Consider the following 14,784-nt stretch of genomic DNA (forward strand, 5'->3'; position numbering starts at 1 on the left):
GTCATGCCTTCAAAAAACCCTCGAGCGCTGCGGCCGTCCGGCCGTAGTGCTCGCGGAGTGCGGCAGCAGCCTCCTCGGCATCGCGCGCCAGTGCAAGCTCCATCAGCCGGCGGTGTTCGCCCGTCACGTCCCGCGTGCCGCCGGACAGGCTGACCGACATGCGCCGGTAACGATCGGCGCGCGAGAACAGCTTTTCACAGATTTCCAGCAGGATCGGCGAACCACAGGCGGCGATCAGCGCCGCGTGAAACGTCGCATGCCGCGCTTCCCAATCCTCCCGCATGGCGGACGGAATATCGTCACGCGCCTGCGGGATGCGCGCCATCAGGTGATGCGCGGCGATCAGGCCCGCTTCCCAATCGCCATCCCCCTTCGTCACCGACAGCCGCAGCGCCTCGCCCTCGCAGAGTTGCCGCGCGGCCGTGATGTTACGCAGCTCCTCCAGGGAGAGGACCGCGACACTATAGCCGCGGTGATCGTCCAGCACGGTAAAACCTTCTGCCGTCAGCCGCGCCAGAGCCTCACGCACCGGCGTCACGCTCATGCCGCACAGGGCCTGGAGATCGGTGAAGCGCAGCCGGTCGCCCGGCTTCACCGCGCCGGTGCGGATCGATTGGCGGATCGCCTCATAGGCATCGCCCGCAAGCGTGCGCCCGCCCGGCTTCTTCTGGTCCATCGCCCCTCACCCAACTTATAAAATCACATGGATTTTCGAAAATCATTGACTCGATGTAAAACCGGATGGAAGGTGCGCGCAACCGAAATCGGTGAAACTGGCAGTTTACGGAGATTCTCATGAAGCTGGTGCGCTTTGGCGCGGCGGGCGCGGAAAAGCCCGGAATGATCGATGCGGACGGCAAGGTCCGCGACCTCTCCGGCGTGGTGCCGGATATTGCCGGCGACGTGCTCGGCCGCGAGGGCCTGAAACGCCTCGCCGCGATCGATCCGAAGAGCCTGCCGCTCGCCCCGGAAGACAGCCGCTTCGGCGCCTGTGTCGGCCGCGTCGGCAATTTCATCGCCGTCGGCCTCAACTATGCCGACCACGCGGCGGAAAGCGGCATGGCGGTGCCGAGCGAGCCGGTGCTGTTCAACAAGGCACCCTCCTGCATCGTCGGCCCGGACGACACGATCCTCATCCCGCGCGGCTCGGAAAAGACCGACTGGGAAGTGGAACTCGCCGTCGTCATCGGCGAGCGCGCGTCCTATGTCTCGGAAGCCGACGCCCTCAACTATGTGGCGGGCTACTGCGTGTGCAACGACGTGTCCGAACGCGCCTTCCAGATCGAGCGCGGCGGCCAGTGGACCAAGGGCAAGGGCTGCCCGACCTTCGGACCGATCGGCCCCTGGCTGGTGACGACGGACGAGGTGGAAACGGGCGATCTCGCCATGAAGCTCAGCGTCAACGGCGAATTGGTGCAGAACGGTTCGTCGAGCACCATGGTGTTCAAGGTGCCCTTCCTCGTGCATTACATTTCGCAGTTCATGGCGCTCGAGCCTGGCGACGTCATCACCACCGGCACGCCGCCCGGCGTCGGCATGGGCATGAAGCCGCCGCGTTACCTGAAGCCCGGCGACCGCATGGAGGTCTCCATCGCCGGCCTCGGCACGCAGCGCCAGGTCGTGGCTGTAAGCTAATTCGCTTCGCAATCCCTAGAGTATGTCTGGTTCAGACTGAACCAGACATACTCTAGTTTCCTTTGTTTTCGTTTGTCTTTTCGGGAAAACCGATTCCCACTTTTCCCTGACAAACTCTAAAAAGCGAGAGGGGCCTCAAGGGCCCCTCTTTCGTCTCGGCGATCAGTGGAAGGTTGCAGGCGACGCTTCGTCGTCGAGAATGCGGAAGGCCTCGTTCAGCGCGGCCACCAGGATGTCCGTCAGCTCGTCCGCATCGTTTTCGAGGAGGAAGAGCGCGACCGTTGCATTGTCCGGATCGCTGTAGCGCTCGAGGTCGTTCGACATGTCATTGTCCCTTTCCAGCCGGCACCATCCCGGTTGACGGAAAGCATAGGGAAGCAGGCTTGCGCATGGCTTGTGCCGGAAAGGTACAGGTTGTGCAAGCGTCAAAACCGTCAACTGCACCAGGATTGATGACGCCCCGTCCAGGGCTTTGCAAAGCCCTCGCGCACCAGTCGATGGCCGATCGACTGCCCGTTGCGCAGCACGAGATGCGGCGCCGCCTTGGCCTTTCCCGCCGCACCGCTCTTGGCCGAAACCAGCGTCACATCGCCTTCGTTCAGGATTTCGCGCAGCCGCAACTTGGCATCGCCGCCGCGCGAACGCTCCGCATCGCACCGTGCATCGGCAATCGCCGGCGCATCGATATCGGCGAGCCGCACCTTGCGGCCGGCATAGAGGATGGTGCTGCCGTCGAGCACGCAATAATCGGTCTGCGTGGTGCAGATGAACCATTTTCCCGAGAACGCCGGCAGTTTCTCTGCCGCAGGCAGCGCCTGCTCCACCGCCTCGACCGGCCGCTGCTTCGGCCGCGCCAAAACAGCCTCGCGCTCGACCGTCTTCGCCTTGCGCTCGATGGACGCCGTCCGGATCCCGGTCGCCGCCGTTTCCGGCCCCGGCACCCAATTGTCCATATAGAGAATCCCGCCCACGACGGCCGCGCCCAGCACATACCAATGCGCCATGCCGCCCCGCCGCGCCGCCGTGGAACGCTTCGTCCCCGACGCCTTCTTCCGCCTGGTCGTCTTCTTCACCATCACCTGTCTCCTGCGCGAGACAGTGCTCCGATCTCTTGAAGATATGGTTACCGGGATGTGGAGAGGGGGAGGCCTCACACCGGATCGAGGCTAACCTCGATTTAACCTGCGACGTTCTACCGTGTCGCGATGGTCAACAACGTCTACAAATTTCGACGTGTTAAGTGGGCAAACCCCCGCGAAAAGCTCAAGGTGCTTGCAGAGGACCTTCAACGGAAATTTTGGCTGGATAGATTGTCCTCCCTGCAGTTCGCATTGCTCGTCGCAGGATTGTCTGTCGTGGCCTTTGCTCTCGCCACAACCCTCGCTGTCTGTCTCGGCCACTCATAATGCAACTTGACGTGAGCCCTTCTCTGCGCGACGCTTCACTTTAAACGAGTGGGGGACTGAATGAGCACGATAGAAGAAAGCCTGCGAGCGATTGCAGAGCGTGTAAAGTCGCATTCCAGCACCATGGCCACAGAGGAAGCGGTTAAGACCGCAGTCGTCTTGCCGTTCCTTCGTGCGCTGGGATACGACGTCTTTGACCCTACTGAGGTGGTGCCAGAGTTCACTGCCGATGCTGTCGGCAAGAAAGGAGAGAAAGTCGACTATGCAATCAAGATAGATGGAGAGATCCGCATTCTGATCGAATGCAAGCCCATCTCCGCCCAACTTGAGAAAAAGCACCTGGACCAGCTTTTCCGATATTTTACCGTCACAAACGCGAAGTTCGCGATCTTGACCAACGGCCGCACGTTCAACTTCTACACTGACCTGGAGGCGACTAATAAACTCGATACTCGCCCGTTCTTTGTCTTCGACGTCACCGATTTCAACTCGGGAATTATTGCTGAACTGAGAAAATTCGAGAAGGGCACTTTCGATATTTCGGCAATTCTGGCGACTGCCGAGCGACTGAAATACACATCGGGCATCAAACAGGAGATATCCAAGCTCATCGAAGAGCCTTCGGAAGACTTTGTACGGTTGGTATCGCGAAACGTCTACGAAGGGCAACTACGAGCGCAGGCGAAGGAGATGCTCACGGGCGTCGTGCGAACCGCCTTTCGCGAAGTCATTATGGATGCAGTGAAGAACCGGCTGTCCAGCGCCTTGGCCGATACACAGGAGGTTATCGAAAAGATCGACGAGCCCACAGCAGATGAGCCGGAAGTCGTAACGACTGAGGAAGAGCGGGAGGGTTATATGATTGTCAAAGCCATCGTCCGCGACACGATCAGCCCGAAGCGGGTCGTCATGCGGGATCAGAAGTCTTACTGCGGCATTCTTATCGACAACAACAATCGTCGCCCCCTCGCCCGTTTGTGGTTTAATCGCTCGGTCAAGTACATCGGTCTCTTCGATGGCGAAAATGAAGAGCGGCTGATTATCGATTCCCTCGACCAGATTTACGATCATAGTGAGAGATTGCGCGGGACCGCGAAAAAATATGGGGAGATTAAAGCATCAATCGCCGACGGTGGTTGAGCGCAAACTCAAAAATTGAATGCGAACGAGATACGGCATTAAACGCCGGATATCCCGGCATACCATATCCGCAAAAACCGCTAGTTTTTTGCAGAAATTTTTTGGTAGCGGAGGCGAATTCTTTTCACCGCCCCGAATTCGATCAACGCGACTTACTCGTTGTTTTTTCAGGTTTTCGGGTTTGAATACCCATTCGCGTTGCAGGGCTTCTAACCATCAATATGTGCGTCGCGCGGGCCAGCTTGATAGTCAGGCTCCTCTTTCCATCGTTTTTCATTGAAGGAATTCAACTGTTCAACGACGTAAGGAAGATTGACCGACTGCAACACTGCCGCCATCGAACCCGATAGCCTCTCCTCCATTTCCAATAACCGGCGAAGCTTTCCGTTCAACATTACGAGAGCGTCGAGCGGCATTTGAGCTAGTTCGCGGGTCTTTGGTTCAGAGGTTTCATCAGGCTTAACCGGAAGCGCGCCGGAAAGGCGCTTGCACAGTTTGATAAAAAACTTCTCCGGGTCTGTCGGCATTGCGCCGGTCATTAGGCCCGTATCTTCGATGGCCCTGTTGCCGCTATTTTTTACATATCCATATTTCGCGTCGAAAGTTGACGTGACGAATGTCCGAAGAAGCCGGAGCCGGACCTTAAATTCTTCATCAGTTCGGTCCCGAAGAAGGATGTCAGTTTGAGCTGCAATGAACTCTGCCTGCTTCGTTGCCTGCTCGGCTTGTTCTTTCATCACCTTTCTATTTTCGACAAATTCCTTGCGAGTGAGTTTAAGCTCTTCCCGCGTCAATCCGAGTTCCTTTCGCTGCTCGCGCAGCTCGTCAGATTGTATCCACACAGCGGCAAATAGCATCGCGAATGCAGCCGGAGCAGACACCCCGGCTAGAAAATCGCCCCAGGTGTTTGCACCGTCTGGAACGCCCAGATAGAGACCGATTGCTCCAGAAATGATTATCCACAGGACCGACGCTCCGCCGAACCAACACAATTTCTTTCCCGCGCCATATGGCAATGTCGAAGTTCGGTCGGCTTTCGGCTTTTCGTCGGTCATTCCTGCCCCACATGCTATCGTTAGGTGAAGCGTAGATGGTTTGCGACTTCTGAGAAAGATGGCTCGTTCTAGGCTTCACAGAAGCGGTGGTGTTCATGAAGAAAAAATGGCCGAGCTTTGAAACGGGCGACCTCCCTGATACCGGAGAGGGCGATGCAGAGATGCAGCGCCGTTGGGAGGTCTATGATCGCCAGATGCGCGCGCTCATCGAAGCCGGAGGCATCCATCGGGACGGAGATGGATGGTGGGTTCACACCGCAACCGGCGAACTGATAGGCCCTGATCCCGAGATAGAGCGGCCGGCGACTGACGAGGAGCTTGCCCGCGCTCGGCCCTTCGCCGAGGTATTTCCAGACCTCGCCGAGAGCATCAGGCGGATGCGAGGCAAGGATCGACCGTAGAGCGGAGGGACGGGCCGATCTCCGTAACCGCAATTTCTCCAGCCAGGGTCAATCTGACGCCGCGCTCCTGATCCACCTCGATCGCGCCAGCATCCAAGCAGGCGGCCCTCATGCGCGAGAAACGCTTCCGAGAGGTATCCAGCCGCCGGAGGCGCTCGCGCGCACTCTCGCCCGCCTCAGCCGGCTCCGCTGGCATATCCTTCACTATTCGACGCCAAGGAATGAAGCGCCCTCCATTCGTCGTATCTGCCAGCGCCTTACGGCTATGATCTTGTCCTCGGCCGCCCTGGCGAGCGCACGATCAACGAAGAGCAGGCCGAGGTGGTGCGCCGTGTCTTTCGCATGTATCTCGGTGGGATGTCGCCGCGCGATATCGCCAAGCAGCTCAACGATGAGGGCATTCTCCCGCCGCGAGGCTCGAAATGGAATGCCAGCACGATTAACGGCAACAAGGGTCGCAACTACGGCATCCTGCAAAACGCGATGTATGAGGGGAAAATCATATGGAACCGCGTGCAGATGGTGCGCGATCCCGACACCGGCAAGCGCGTGAGCCGGCAGAACCCGGAGAGCGAGTGGAAGACCGCCCTGGCGCCCGAACTACGGATTGTGCCCGCCGCTCTCTACGACGCTGTGCAAAAGCGTAAGGCAGTGCGCAGTCACGATCATGAGAACCATCGCCGCGCGAACAAGCCGAAGCGCATCTTTTCCGGGCTCCTGCGCTGCCGCTACTGCGGCGGCGGCATGGCTTCGAAGGGGGTGTATCGAGGTACTGTGCGCATGCGGTGCTCTCGATATTCCGAAAGCGGATCGTGCACGAACAACAAGAGCTACCGCCTCGATCGGATCGAGGGAGGCGTGATCGACGGTATGCTCAATCTGCTTCGACGCCCCGAGGCAACGCAGGAATATATCGATCGCTTTTTCGAAAAGGAGCGGTCCAAAATCAACGAGGCGGCCAAGCACGCCGGCCAAATAGAACGCAATCTGATCAAGCTGACGGCCGAGCAGGATCGCCTCATCAAGCTCTATGGTGATGGCACGTTCCCGATGGATCGCGTCGAGGCCCGCTTGAAGGAATTGCAGGTAGAGCGGGGCCAGTTAGCGGAGAGCTTGAAAGAAGCACAGCGCAAGGTGCCGAAGGTCGAGCTTCACCCGAGCGCGCTCCGTCAGTTCATTCGCAAGCTTGAGCGCATCAAACAGGTCATCGAGAATGAGGGTAATATCTTCGATCGTGCAGCATCAGAAGCGTTCCGCGCTGCGGTCTCGCACATCATCGTTGGAGACGGTGAGATTGAGGGCGATTATGAGGTCGATGTCGTGACCTACATCGCCGCGCTGACGGGCCAAACCGATTTTATCGGCTATGGTCATTCGTTGGGGGGGCAGATGGTAGCGGAGGAGGGATTCGAACCCCCGACACAAGGATTATGATTCCTCTGCTCTAACCTACTGAGCTACTCCGCCGACCGAAGGGACGATGGAAACGAAGTCCGTTTTCCGTCCGGTGGGCGGCTTATAAGGTGCTGTTCCCGCGGGTGTCAAGCGACGTTCGCACAAAAATCGCTTTGTCCGCAAAGGCCTTGGCGGGCGTGGCTTTTCAGGCGGCGACCGGGGCGGACAGGATGCGCTTGAGGGCGTCTTCCGCCGCCGTTTCGCGTTCCGAGCGCTGGATGAAGCCGCCGCCGTAGATGCGGGCGTCTTCGCCTTCGCCGGAATAGAGCGCGCAGGCCTGGCCGGGAGCGACGCCGGCTTCGCCTTCCGCCAGTTCCACATAGATGCCGCCGGGGCCGGACTGGAGGCGGGCGGGACGCGGCGGGCGGGTCGAGCGCACCTTGGCGTAGCAATCGAAACCGGCCGCGGCAACGGTTTCGAGATCGCCGTCGCCGAGCCAGTTGATGTCGCGCAGATAGAGGCGGCGCGTTTCCAGCGCTTCCTTCGGGCCGACGATGACGCGGCGCGAGCGGGCGTCGAGATAGACGACGTAGAGCGGTTCGCCGGTCGCGATGCCGATGCCGCGGCGCTGGCCGATCGTATAATGCAGGATGCCGTCGTGCTGACCGAGCACGCGGCCGTCGATATGCACGATGTCGCCGGCGAGCGCCGCGTTCGGCTTCAGCTTGTTGACGATATCGGTATATTTGCCCTGCGGCACGAAACAGATGTCCTGGCTGTCGGCCTTCTTGGCGACGACGAGGCCCATCTCCTCGGCAAGCGCCCTTGTTTCCGCCTTCGAGAGATGACCGAGCGGGAAGCGCAGGTAATCGATCTGCTCCTGGGTGGTCGCGAAGAGGAAATAACTCTGGTCGCGCTCCGCATCGACCGGACGGTAGAGCGCGCGGCGCTCAGGCGCTGCGGCGGTCGGGTTCGGGCGCGAGCGGATATAGTGGCCGGTCGCCAGCGCATCCGCGCCGAGTTCCTTGGCGGTGGCCAGGAGATCGGCGAACTTGACGGTCTGGTTGCAGGCGACGCAGGGGATCGGCGTTTCGCCGGCGATGTAACTTTCGGCAAACGGGTTGATCACCGTCTCGCGAAAACGCTTTTCATAATCGAGCACATAATGCGGGATGCCGAGCGTTTCGCAGACGCGGCGCGCATCGTCGATGTCCTGGCCGGCGCAGCAGGAGCCGGCACGGTGCACGGCGGCGCCATGATCATAGAGCTGCAGGGTGATGCCGAGAACGTCATAGCCCTCGCGTTTCAGGATTCCGGCCACGACGGAACTGTCGACGCCGCCCGACATGGCGACGACGACACGCGTATCTTCTGGCTTCCGGTCGAAATCGAGACTGTTCACGCGCGGTCCGTTCCGGTGCTGCGTCGCCACCTTCATGACGTGTCGCAGGGCACCTTTGGCTGAAAGGCCGCAAACCGGCCGTTGCGGCGTGCCCTCTTCGTGAGCGCGCCTTCGGGCGACATATAGAAACTTGCCCCGCCGAGGGCAAGAGAAGGCCGGAAACCTCGTCGTTCCGGCCGCGCCGGATCAGATGAGCCGCAGGCGCAGCGCGACGGCGATCGCCTGCATGCGGTTGACGGCCTGGAGCTTGCGGGTGGCGCTCTTGAAATAGCTGCTCACGGTATAGACGGAGATGCCGAGGATGACGGCGATCTCGTCGCTGCTCTTGCCGGCCGCCGCCCAGCGCAGACACTCCACCTCGCGGCTCGACAGCTTTTCCCGGCCTGCGGTGGCCGCGACAAAGGTCTTTTCGAGGCATTCGAACAGCTGGAGGGCGGCGAAATGCAGCTCCGTCAGTTCCGGACGGGCGAGCGGGGAGCGCGTGCCGGAAAACACCATCAGATAGGGATCGGAGGTCGTGGAATGCATGAGGAGCGCGGTGGAGGCGGAAAGGCCGTGGCTTTCGGCCAGCGCAATCGCCTCGCCGGCCTGCCCGCTTTCAAAGTCGGACGGAGCGAGAAGCGAACTGTCGCCCTGAACGGGCAGCTTCGTCATGCCGGTCTCGATCGCCAGCCGGCTGGCGTGAAACAGGTTCATCGCATCATATTTGCGCACGAGATCGGCCGGCCAGTTGCTGACGAGCAGGCGTTCGGCAAAGCGCTGCTGCGCATTGGCCGGGAACCGCGACACCAGGAAATGGCTGAAGCGAAAATGGTTGGCGCACTGGCGCATGAGGTGCAGCACCTCATATTCGGTCTGCACGGATTCGATATTGGCCGTCGACAGGAATTCGGGCGACCAACCCTGCTGCAGGAGCATGTTGTCTGGATCTCTCATTTTCCGTTTCCAACAGCCGGCGCAGAACGCGCGCCGGGCTCGTGTGCATTCTCTGTCCGGAAAATTACAGGAGCACCATCGCGGACAAGCGCGACGAAAAACGCCGCGCCAGCCATGTCCCAAAGGGAAACAGCGCGCGGATAGAATTCATTTGGATGCATCCTGGGGGCTTCCGGTGACATCAACGATGCCGCCCCCAAATTTTGGGGCTTATTAGCAGCGTTTGAATAAAAGAGAAACGTTTTATTTGCATGGCTCCCATGCGACCGCCGCGCGAGCATGCATGGCAAACGTAACGGAAACCGGGGCTTACAGAGCCCCACGCGACCGGCGAAGCCGCTCAAATGATTAGAAAATTGTTAGCATGCGTTTAGGCAAATCTTAAATGTGGCAAGCTACAGTTCGGGAATATGGTCTTGAGTTTATGTAGAGAGTCCAATGACCGATCTGATACGACCACGCGTTAAATACGTCATCGGCCCCGATGGCAGCCCTCTGACAATTGCCGATCTGCCGCCGGCCAATACGCGGCGCTGGGTGATTCGCCGGAAGGCAGAAGTCGTCGCCGCCGTCCGCGGCGGGCTCTTGAGCCTGGAAGAAGCCTGTGAACGTTATACGCTGACGGTCGAAGAATTCCTCTCCTGGCAGTCCTCCATCACCGACCATGGCCTTGCCGGCCTGCGCACCACGCGCATCCAGCAGTACCGCCACTAGCGTCCCATTTTGATCAAGACCACCTGCGGTCGCGCCTTGCGCGGCCGCAGTTCGTTTTGACGCCTCAATGGCGTTGCAGTTTCATCTGCAAGAGCCCGGTCATGATGGCCGAGGCGGCGTAGAACCACAGGCCGGGCTGGGTGAAGGCCGAGGCCATGCCGCTCGTCTTCGCCGCGACGATGACCAGCGCCACCAGCATCACATCCATCATCGACCATTTGCCAAGCAGCGGCAGCAGCCGGGCGATCCAATGCGCCTTGCCGTCGGCGGGCGTGGGCGTCGTCGCCTCCAGCGCGATGGCGAACAGCTTGACGACCGGAAAGACGATGGAGAACAGGACCACCAGCACGGCAAGCCCGCCGCTGCCCTGCGCCCAGAGCGAGACGACGATATCGATCAGCGAGGGCGTCTCGTTGAAGAAATACAATTTTTCGAAGCGCACGAGCGGCAGGACGAGACCGAAGGCCAGGAACAGCGCGGAGAGCACGAGAAGAACGGGAACGGCAAGAATCATGGGCACACATCGGGGTTACGATGTGGTCTGCATAGCATTGCCCTAGCGCCAGTGCAGCACGCTCTGTTCACATCCTGATGCCTTGCCGGATCGGCCGGGACAGGAAAGGATGGCGCCAACGCAACCGCAAGCGAGGAGCATCATGGAGATCCGCAGCGAAGAAACCGGCTCGAAGGGCCGCTATTCCACCACCGTCGAGGGGCACGAGGCGGAAGTGACTTATTCCCGCACCTCGCCGAAACTCATCATCGTCGATCATACCGGCGTGCCGGATGCGCTGCGCGGCAAGGGCGTCGGCCAGGCGCTTGCCGCCCATGCCGTGGAGGCGGCGCGCGCGGGCGGCTGGAAGATCATACCGCTCTGCCCCTTCTTCCGGGCACAGGCGATGCGCCATCAGGACTGGCAGGACGTCGTCAATCTCTGAACGGAAATCGACGCAACGCGAAGAGCCCTCGTGAGCGGTCTTCCGGCCGCTCGCGAAGGTTCTTCGATTTGACGCGGATCAGGCGCGAAGCCGAACCGCGTTGTCGCGCTCTTCCAGCGCCGAAGCCTTGGCGAACTCCGCCTCCGCTTCTTCCAGTGCCAGTTCCGCCGCATCCTGCTGCACCTTCAGTTCCCGAATGGAGACCTGAAGATTGTCGGAGCGCTGACGCGCTGCCTTGGCGAAGGTGGGATAAGCGAAGTGGTTGGGATCGGTGATCCCGGACTTCTTTTCCTCGATGGCGATCTGGGTTTCCAGCTCCTTCGACATCCGGTCGAATTCGGACATCATCAACTGAAGCTGGGCCAGCTGCCGTCTCTTGTCTTTCACCTGAAATTCCTTCAGGCGAACTAGGCTCTCACGCGACTTCATACGCAATACTCCCGTGGATAGCGAGACCCCGGCATTGGAGCGAACGGCAGCCTGATTCTCTGGCAACCGGTCACTCGGCATTCCAAATCGGCACCCGAAATGCGTATTTTGCGCATGCCGGAGACCGCCCTTCTGCCCGAAACCCGGCAAAACGCACCGGGCCCCGAAAAAAATTCAGCGATATTAATAAAACCCTACCGCTGGTAACCTTTCGTTTACGGGCATCGTTAATCATAGGTGCGAGGATTTAAGGCTCTGTAAATGCGGTTCGCTAAAAAAGAGGTGGGGCGCATTGATGAGTCGAAAGAGTCGGTTAACTGCGTTTCTTGAAGGAACAGATTAAGAGACACAATTCCGATTTATCCATAAAATCAGGAGCCTGCCTAAAATAATTAACAGATCGATGCATCTTGCCAAAGTGAATCAGGATTTGTTAACCATTTCGTGGCAGCCTCCAAATCAGGCAACGACTGGATCCGTATCGCGTAGGGGGCCAGAAACCTTGAGCGGCGGAAAAGGGGACAGATATGCGGGTTCTACTCATTGAGGACGACAGCGCGACAGCGCAGAGCATCGAATTGATGCTGAAGTCCGAAAGTTTTAATGTGTATACCACCGACCTCGGCGAGGAAGGTGTCGATCTGGGCAAGTTGTACGATTACGACATCATCTTGCTCGACCTGAACCTCCCCGACATGTCGGGTTACGAGGTTCTGCGCACGCTTCGCCTGTCCAAGGTCAAGACGCCGATCCTCATCCTCTCCGGCATGGCCGGCATCGAGGACAAGGTGCGCGGCCTCGGCTTCGGCGCCGACGACTATATGACGAAGCCCTTCCACAAGGACGAGCTCGTTGCCCGCATCCACGCCATCGTGCGCCGTTCCAAGGGCCATGCCCAGTCGGTCATCTCGACGGGCGAACTCATCGTCAACCTCGATGCCAAGACGGTCGAGGTCGGTGGCCAGCGCGTCCACCTGACGGGCAAGGAATACCAGATGCTCGAGCTGCTTTCGCTGCGCAAGGGCACCACGCTCACCAAGGAAATGTTCCTGAACCACCTCTATGGCGGCATGGACGAGCCGGAACTGAAGATCATCGACGTCTTCATCTGCAAGCTGCGCAAGAAGCTCGCAAACGCCGCCGGCGGCGCGAATTACATCGAGACGGTCTGGGGCCGCGGCTACGTGCTGCGCGAGCCCGAAGGCGATTTCGCCGAAAGCGCCTGATAGACCTTTCCCCGCTCCAAAATTCAACCCGCCGCTTCGCCGGCGGGTTTTTTCGTTGTGCGACCGAGAGATAAGCCCGGAACGAAAAACGCGGCCGGCTCTTCACGAGCCGCCGCGTTCATGTCGTCAGATTAAGGTCGATCGTTTCAGGCGGCGATCGAGAGATTGCCGAAGACCTGGGTCAGGATCTTGCGATCGAACGGCTTCAGCAGGAAGTCGTCGGCGCCGGCGCGCTTGCCCATCATCATCTTCTTGAGGTCCGCCTCGACCACGCAATAGTAGATGCGCACCGACTTGCCCTGCGGCAGGTTGCGGATATTGCCGATCAGCTCGATCGCGCCGTCCATCGTCGCATCGACGATGATGATGTTCGGCAGTTCCGCCTCGCAACGCACCAGCGCTTCGAGCGAACTCGACGCTTCCAGCACGAGGAAATTGAAACCGGAGAGAATACGCTTGCCGACCTTACGGACGACATCGGAACCATCGGCGATCATCAACCGCTGCATTAGCTGCTCCTAGGTCTCCCGCTGTTGAACTGCGGGAAGATTACAGGTTGCAACTGTACCGGCGCCTGGCAAACAAAGCGTTAGCGGCCATGGTTAACGAACCAGGCCGCTTTTGTTTTACGCCTCGGCCGCGACTACACGGGCGGAGAAGACGATCTCCTCGGGCGAAGCCGCCACATCGAGCTCCATGCCCGCCTCTGCGGCGAGCAGCACCGTGTAATAGGGCTGGATGGAATGGGCATCGACCGACTCTTCGGGCGTGCCGGAGAGGATTTCCAGGAATTTCGGCGGCACGCGCAGCATGCGGCCCTTGGCGGTGAGCTTGAAGACGGCGTCGGTTTCCGGATTCTCCAGCGTCACGTCGATCGAGCCACCGCGCGGAATGGCGCTATAGACGACGAGGAACAGGTTGAGCAGCAGCTTGACCCGGTTCTTCGCGATGATGGCGCGCGGCCCCGTCCAGGTGATCTCGGTCTTCTTCTCGGCGATGGCGAAATCGCGCGCCGCCTTTTCCGCCTCGCCCGTATCGATGGAGGCGCCGACCGAGCCGGAAGCGCCGAAAGCGAGCCGCGCGAATTTCAGCCGGACGGACGCATTCAGCGCGCTGGTGCGGATGAGGTCCATCGCCTCCGAATCGGCACCGCCCTCGTCGAGCAGTTCCAGCCCGTTGTTGATCGCGCCCACGGGCGAGATGACGTCATGGCAGACGCGGCTGCAAAGAAGCGCCGCCAGATCGGGACCGGTCAGCGTAAGGTTCGGATTTTTCACCATAAATTTCTCCCAGATCCACGCATTCTTTCAACGCGGCCGGCCTCACAGGGCACTGTCGCGGGCATGCTGCGCGACGCATAACACGCCGGAATTGCGCGAGGCGTGCCCGAATTGAAGACAGCCATAATGACACCACATTTGGTAAACCGATTGTTAAGATGATCGGATCAAATTGCTGCATGGAACGGGGCCGAGACATGAAGGAAGGCGAACGGGACATGCGTGTTTCAAATCTGGTCACGACGGCGTTCAGGATCGTCACAACGGCGTTTCTGGCGCTCTTCTTGATTTTGCCGGCTCAGGCGCAGCAGAGCAACGGCCAATATTCCATGCAGGAAATCGTCGATGCCGGCCATGGCTTCTTCGGCTCGACCTCGGGCGGCCTTGCCAAGGTGATCGAGCGCGCCTTCGAATCCCACGGCCTGCCGAACGGCTACATTCTCGGCCAGGAAGGGTCCGGCGCCTTCGTCGCGGGCCTGACCTATGGCGAGGGCACGCTGAACACCAAAAATGCCGGCCAGCATTCGGTCTTCTGGCAGGGCCCGTCGCTCGGCCTCGACTGGGGCGGCCAGGGCAGCCGCACCATGATGCTCGTCTACAATCTGCCCGACGTCAATGCGCTCTACGACCGTTTCGGCGGCGTTTCCGGCTCGGCCTACGTGGTTGCCGGCGTCGGCATGCAGGTCAATGTCAACCGCGACATGGTGCTCGTGCCGATCCGCACCGGCGTCGGCGCCCGCATCGGCATCAATGCCGGCTACCTGAAGCTCACCCGCGAGCCGACCTGGAATCCCTTCTGATAGCCCCCTGGTCGCTCCCTGATCGCC

Annotated in this window: 17 protein-coding genes, 1 tRNA gene and 1 pseudogene; 8 read left to right on the forward strand and 11 right to left on the reverse strand. The window is 60.0% G+C overall.

The genetic code is table 11. The annotated features are described in order from the left end of the window. Position 1: 1 nt before the first annotated feature. Positions 2-676, reverse strand: coding sequence for a GntR family transcriptional regulator (locus VGN93_RS18420; protein ID WP_327508593.1), 675 nt, complete (start codon positions 674-676; stop codon positions 2-4). A gap of 119 nt (positions 677-795) precedes the next feature. Here VGN93_RS18420 and VGN93_RS18425 point away from each other — a divergent pair, with 119 nt between their 5' ends. Beyond that, positions 796-1,635 (forward strand): fumarylacetoacetate hydrolase family protein, encoded by an 840-nt coding sequence (locus VGN93_RS18425; protein ID WP_327508594.1) that lies wholly within the window; start codon positions 796-798, stop codon positions 1,633-1,635. A 162-nt stretch (positions 1,636-1,797) separates the two neighbouring features. On the opposite strand, the gene VGN93_RS18430 is transcribed toward VGN93_RS18425, so the two are convergent. Together VGN93_RS18430 and VGN93_RS18435 are read right to left on the reverse strand one after the other, a co-directional pair. Beyond that, the gene (locus VGN93_RS18430) at positions 1,798-1,959 is read right to left on the reverse strand and encodes a hypothetical protein (RefSeq protein ID WP_319321195.1); all 162 of its coding nucleotides are present in this window, start codon (positions 1,957-1,959) and stop codon (positions 1,798-1,800) included. Positions 1,960-2,069: 110 nt separating this feature from the next. Then, complete coding sequence (locus VGN93_RS18435; protein WP_327508595.1) at positions 2,070-2,711, reverse strand: hypothetical protein; 642 nt, start codon at positions 2,709-2,711, stop codon at positions 2,070-2,072. A gap of 390 nt (positions 2,712-3,101) precedes the next feature. Here VGN93_RS18435 and VGN93_RS18440 point away from each other — a divergent pair, with 390 nt between their 5' ends. Beyond that, the gene (locus VGN93_RS18440) at positions 3,102-4,181 is read left to right on the forward strand and encodes a type I restriction endonuclease (protein WP_327508596.1); all 1,080 of its coding nucleotides are present in this window, start codon (positions 3,102-3,104) and stop codon (positions 4,179-4,181) included. A gap of 209 nt (positions 4,182-4,390) precedes the next feature. Here VGN93_RS18440 and VGN93_RS18445 read toward each other — a convergent pair whose 3' ends face one another. Continuing rightward, entirely contained in the window at positions 4,391-5,236 is an 846-nt protein-coding gene (locus VGN93_RS18445; protein ID WP_327508597.1) for a hypothetical protein, read from the reverse strand. A 95-nt stretch (positions 5,237-5,331) separates the two neighbouring features. Between VGN93_RS18445 and VGN93_RS18450 the strand changes: the two are divergent. Next, positions 5,332-5,625 (forward strand): annotated as a pseudogene (locus VGN93_RS18450) (hypothetical protein); the annotation flags it as partial. Between the two features lie 312 nt (positions 5,626-5,937). Then, on the forward strand, positions 5,938-7,071 hold the full coding sequence (locus VGN93_RS31335) for a recombinase family protein (RefSeq protein ID WP_414714125.1): 1,134 nt from the start codon (positions 5,938-5,940) through the stop codon (positions 7,069-7,071). Here the strand turns inward: VGN93_RS31335 and VGN93_RS18455 are convergent. The 3 genes from VGN93_RS18455 to VGN93_RS18465 all read right to left on the reverse strand — a co-directional run bounded on the left by VGN93_RS18455 (position 7,028) and on the right by VGN93_RS18465 (position 9,370). After that, positions 7,028-7,104: transfer RNA gene (locus VGN93_RS18455), tRNA-Met, on the reverse strand. The genes VGN93_RS31335 and VGN93_RS18455 overlap by 44 nt on opposite strands. Positions 7,105-7,237: 133 nt before the next feature. Beyond that, the gene (mnmA, locus tag VGN93_RS18460; protein WP_319321131.1) at positions 7,238-8,434 is read right to left on the reverse strand and encodes a tRNA 2-thiouridine(34) synthase MnmA; all 1,197 of its coding nucleotides are present in this window, start codon (positions 8,432-8,434) and stop codon (positions 7,238-7,240) included. 186 nt (positions 8,435-8,620) lie between these two features. Then, complete coding sequence (locus tag VGN93_RS18465) at positions 8,621-9,370, reverse strand: helix-turn-helix transcriptional regulator (protein WP_327508598.1); 750 nt, start codon at positions 9,368-9,370, stop codon at positions 8,621-8,623. Between the two features lie 438 nt (positions 9,371-9,808). On the opposite strand from VGN93_RS18465, the gene VGN93_RS18470 reads away from it, so the two are divergent. Then, on the forward strand, positions 9,809-10,084 hold the full coding sequence (locus tag VGN93_RS18470) for a DUF1153 domain-containing protein (RefSeq protein WP_319321127.1): 276 nt from the start codon (positions 9,809-9,811) through the stop codon (positions 10,082-10,084). Between the two features lie 64 nt (positions 10,085-10,148). Here VGN93_RS18470 and VGN93_RS18475 read toward each other — a convergent pair whose 3' ends face one another. Next, positions 10,149-10,598 (reverse strand): paraquat-inducible protein A, encoded by a 450-nt coding sequence (locus tag VGN93_RS18475; RefSeq protein WP_327508599.1) that lies wholly within the window; start codon positions 10,596-10,598, stop codon positions 10,149-10,151. Between the two features lie 142 nt (positions 10,599-10,740). Between VGN93_RS18475 and VGN93_RS18480 the strand changes: the two genes are divergently transcribed. Further along, on the forward strand, positions 10,741-11,022 hold the full coding sequence (locus tag VGN93_RS18480) for a GNAT family N-acetyltransferase (RefSeq protein ID WP_327508600.1): 282 nt from the start codon (positions 10,741-10,743) through the stop codon (positions 11,020-11,022). A 78-nt stretch (positions 11,023-11,100) separates the two neighbouring features. Here VGN93_RS18480 and VGN93_RS18485 read toward each other — a convergent pair whose 3' ends face one another. Then, positions 11,101-11,451 carry a flagellar export protein FliJ gene (locus VGN93_RS18485; RefSeq protein WP_319321362.1) on the reverse strand — a complete coding sequence of 117 codons (351 nt, stop codon included), beginning with the start codon at positions 11,449-11,451 and terminating at the stop codon, positions 11,101-11,103. Between the two features lie 527 nt (positions 11,452-11,978). Here VGN93_RS18485 and ctrA point away from each other — a divergent pair. Further along, complete coding sequence (gene ctrA, locus VGN93_RS18490) at positions 11,979-12,677, forward strand: response regulator transcription factor CtrA (protein WP_037163974.1); 699 nt, start codon at positions 11,979-11,981, stop codon at positions 12,675-12,677. A 146-nt stretch (positions 12,678-12,823) separates the two neighbouring features. Here ctrA and VGN93_RS18495 read toward each other — a convergent pair whose 3' ends face one another. Together VGN93_RS18495 and chpT are read right to left on the reverse strand one after the other, a co-directional pair. Next, entirely contained in the window at positions 12,824-13,186 is a 363-nt protein-coding gene (locus VGN93_RS18495) for a response regulator (RefSeq protein ID WP_256121028.1), read from the reverse strand. A gap of 117 nt (positions 13,187-13,303) precedes the next feature. Beyond that, positions 13,304-13,957, reverse strand: a complete 654-nt coding sequence (gene chpT / locus VGN93_RS18500; RefSeq protein WP_327508601.1) for a histidine phosphotransferase ChpT — start codon at positions 13,955-13,957, stop codon at positions 13,304-13,306. Positions 13,958-14,175: 218 nt separating this feature from the next. On the opposite strand from chpT, the gene VGN93_RS18505 reads away from it, so the two are divergent. Next, the gene (locus tag VGN93_RS18505; protein ID WP_319321110.1) at positions 14,176-14,757 is read left to right on the forward strand and encodes a DUF1134 domain-containing protein; all 582 of its coding nucleotides are present in this window, start codon (positions 14,176-14,178) and stop codon (positions 14,755-14,757) included. Positions 14,758-14,784: the final 27 nt, after the last annotated feature.

Origin of the sequence: Shinella sp., from assembly GCF_035998705.1 — a bacterium.
Lineage (GTDB): Bacteria > Pseudomonadota > Alphaproteobacteria > Rhizobiales > Rhizobiaceae > Shinella.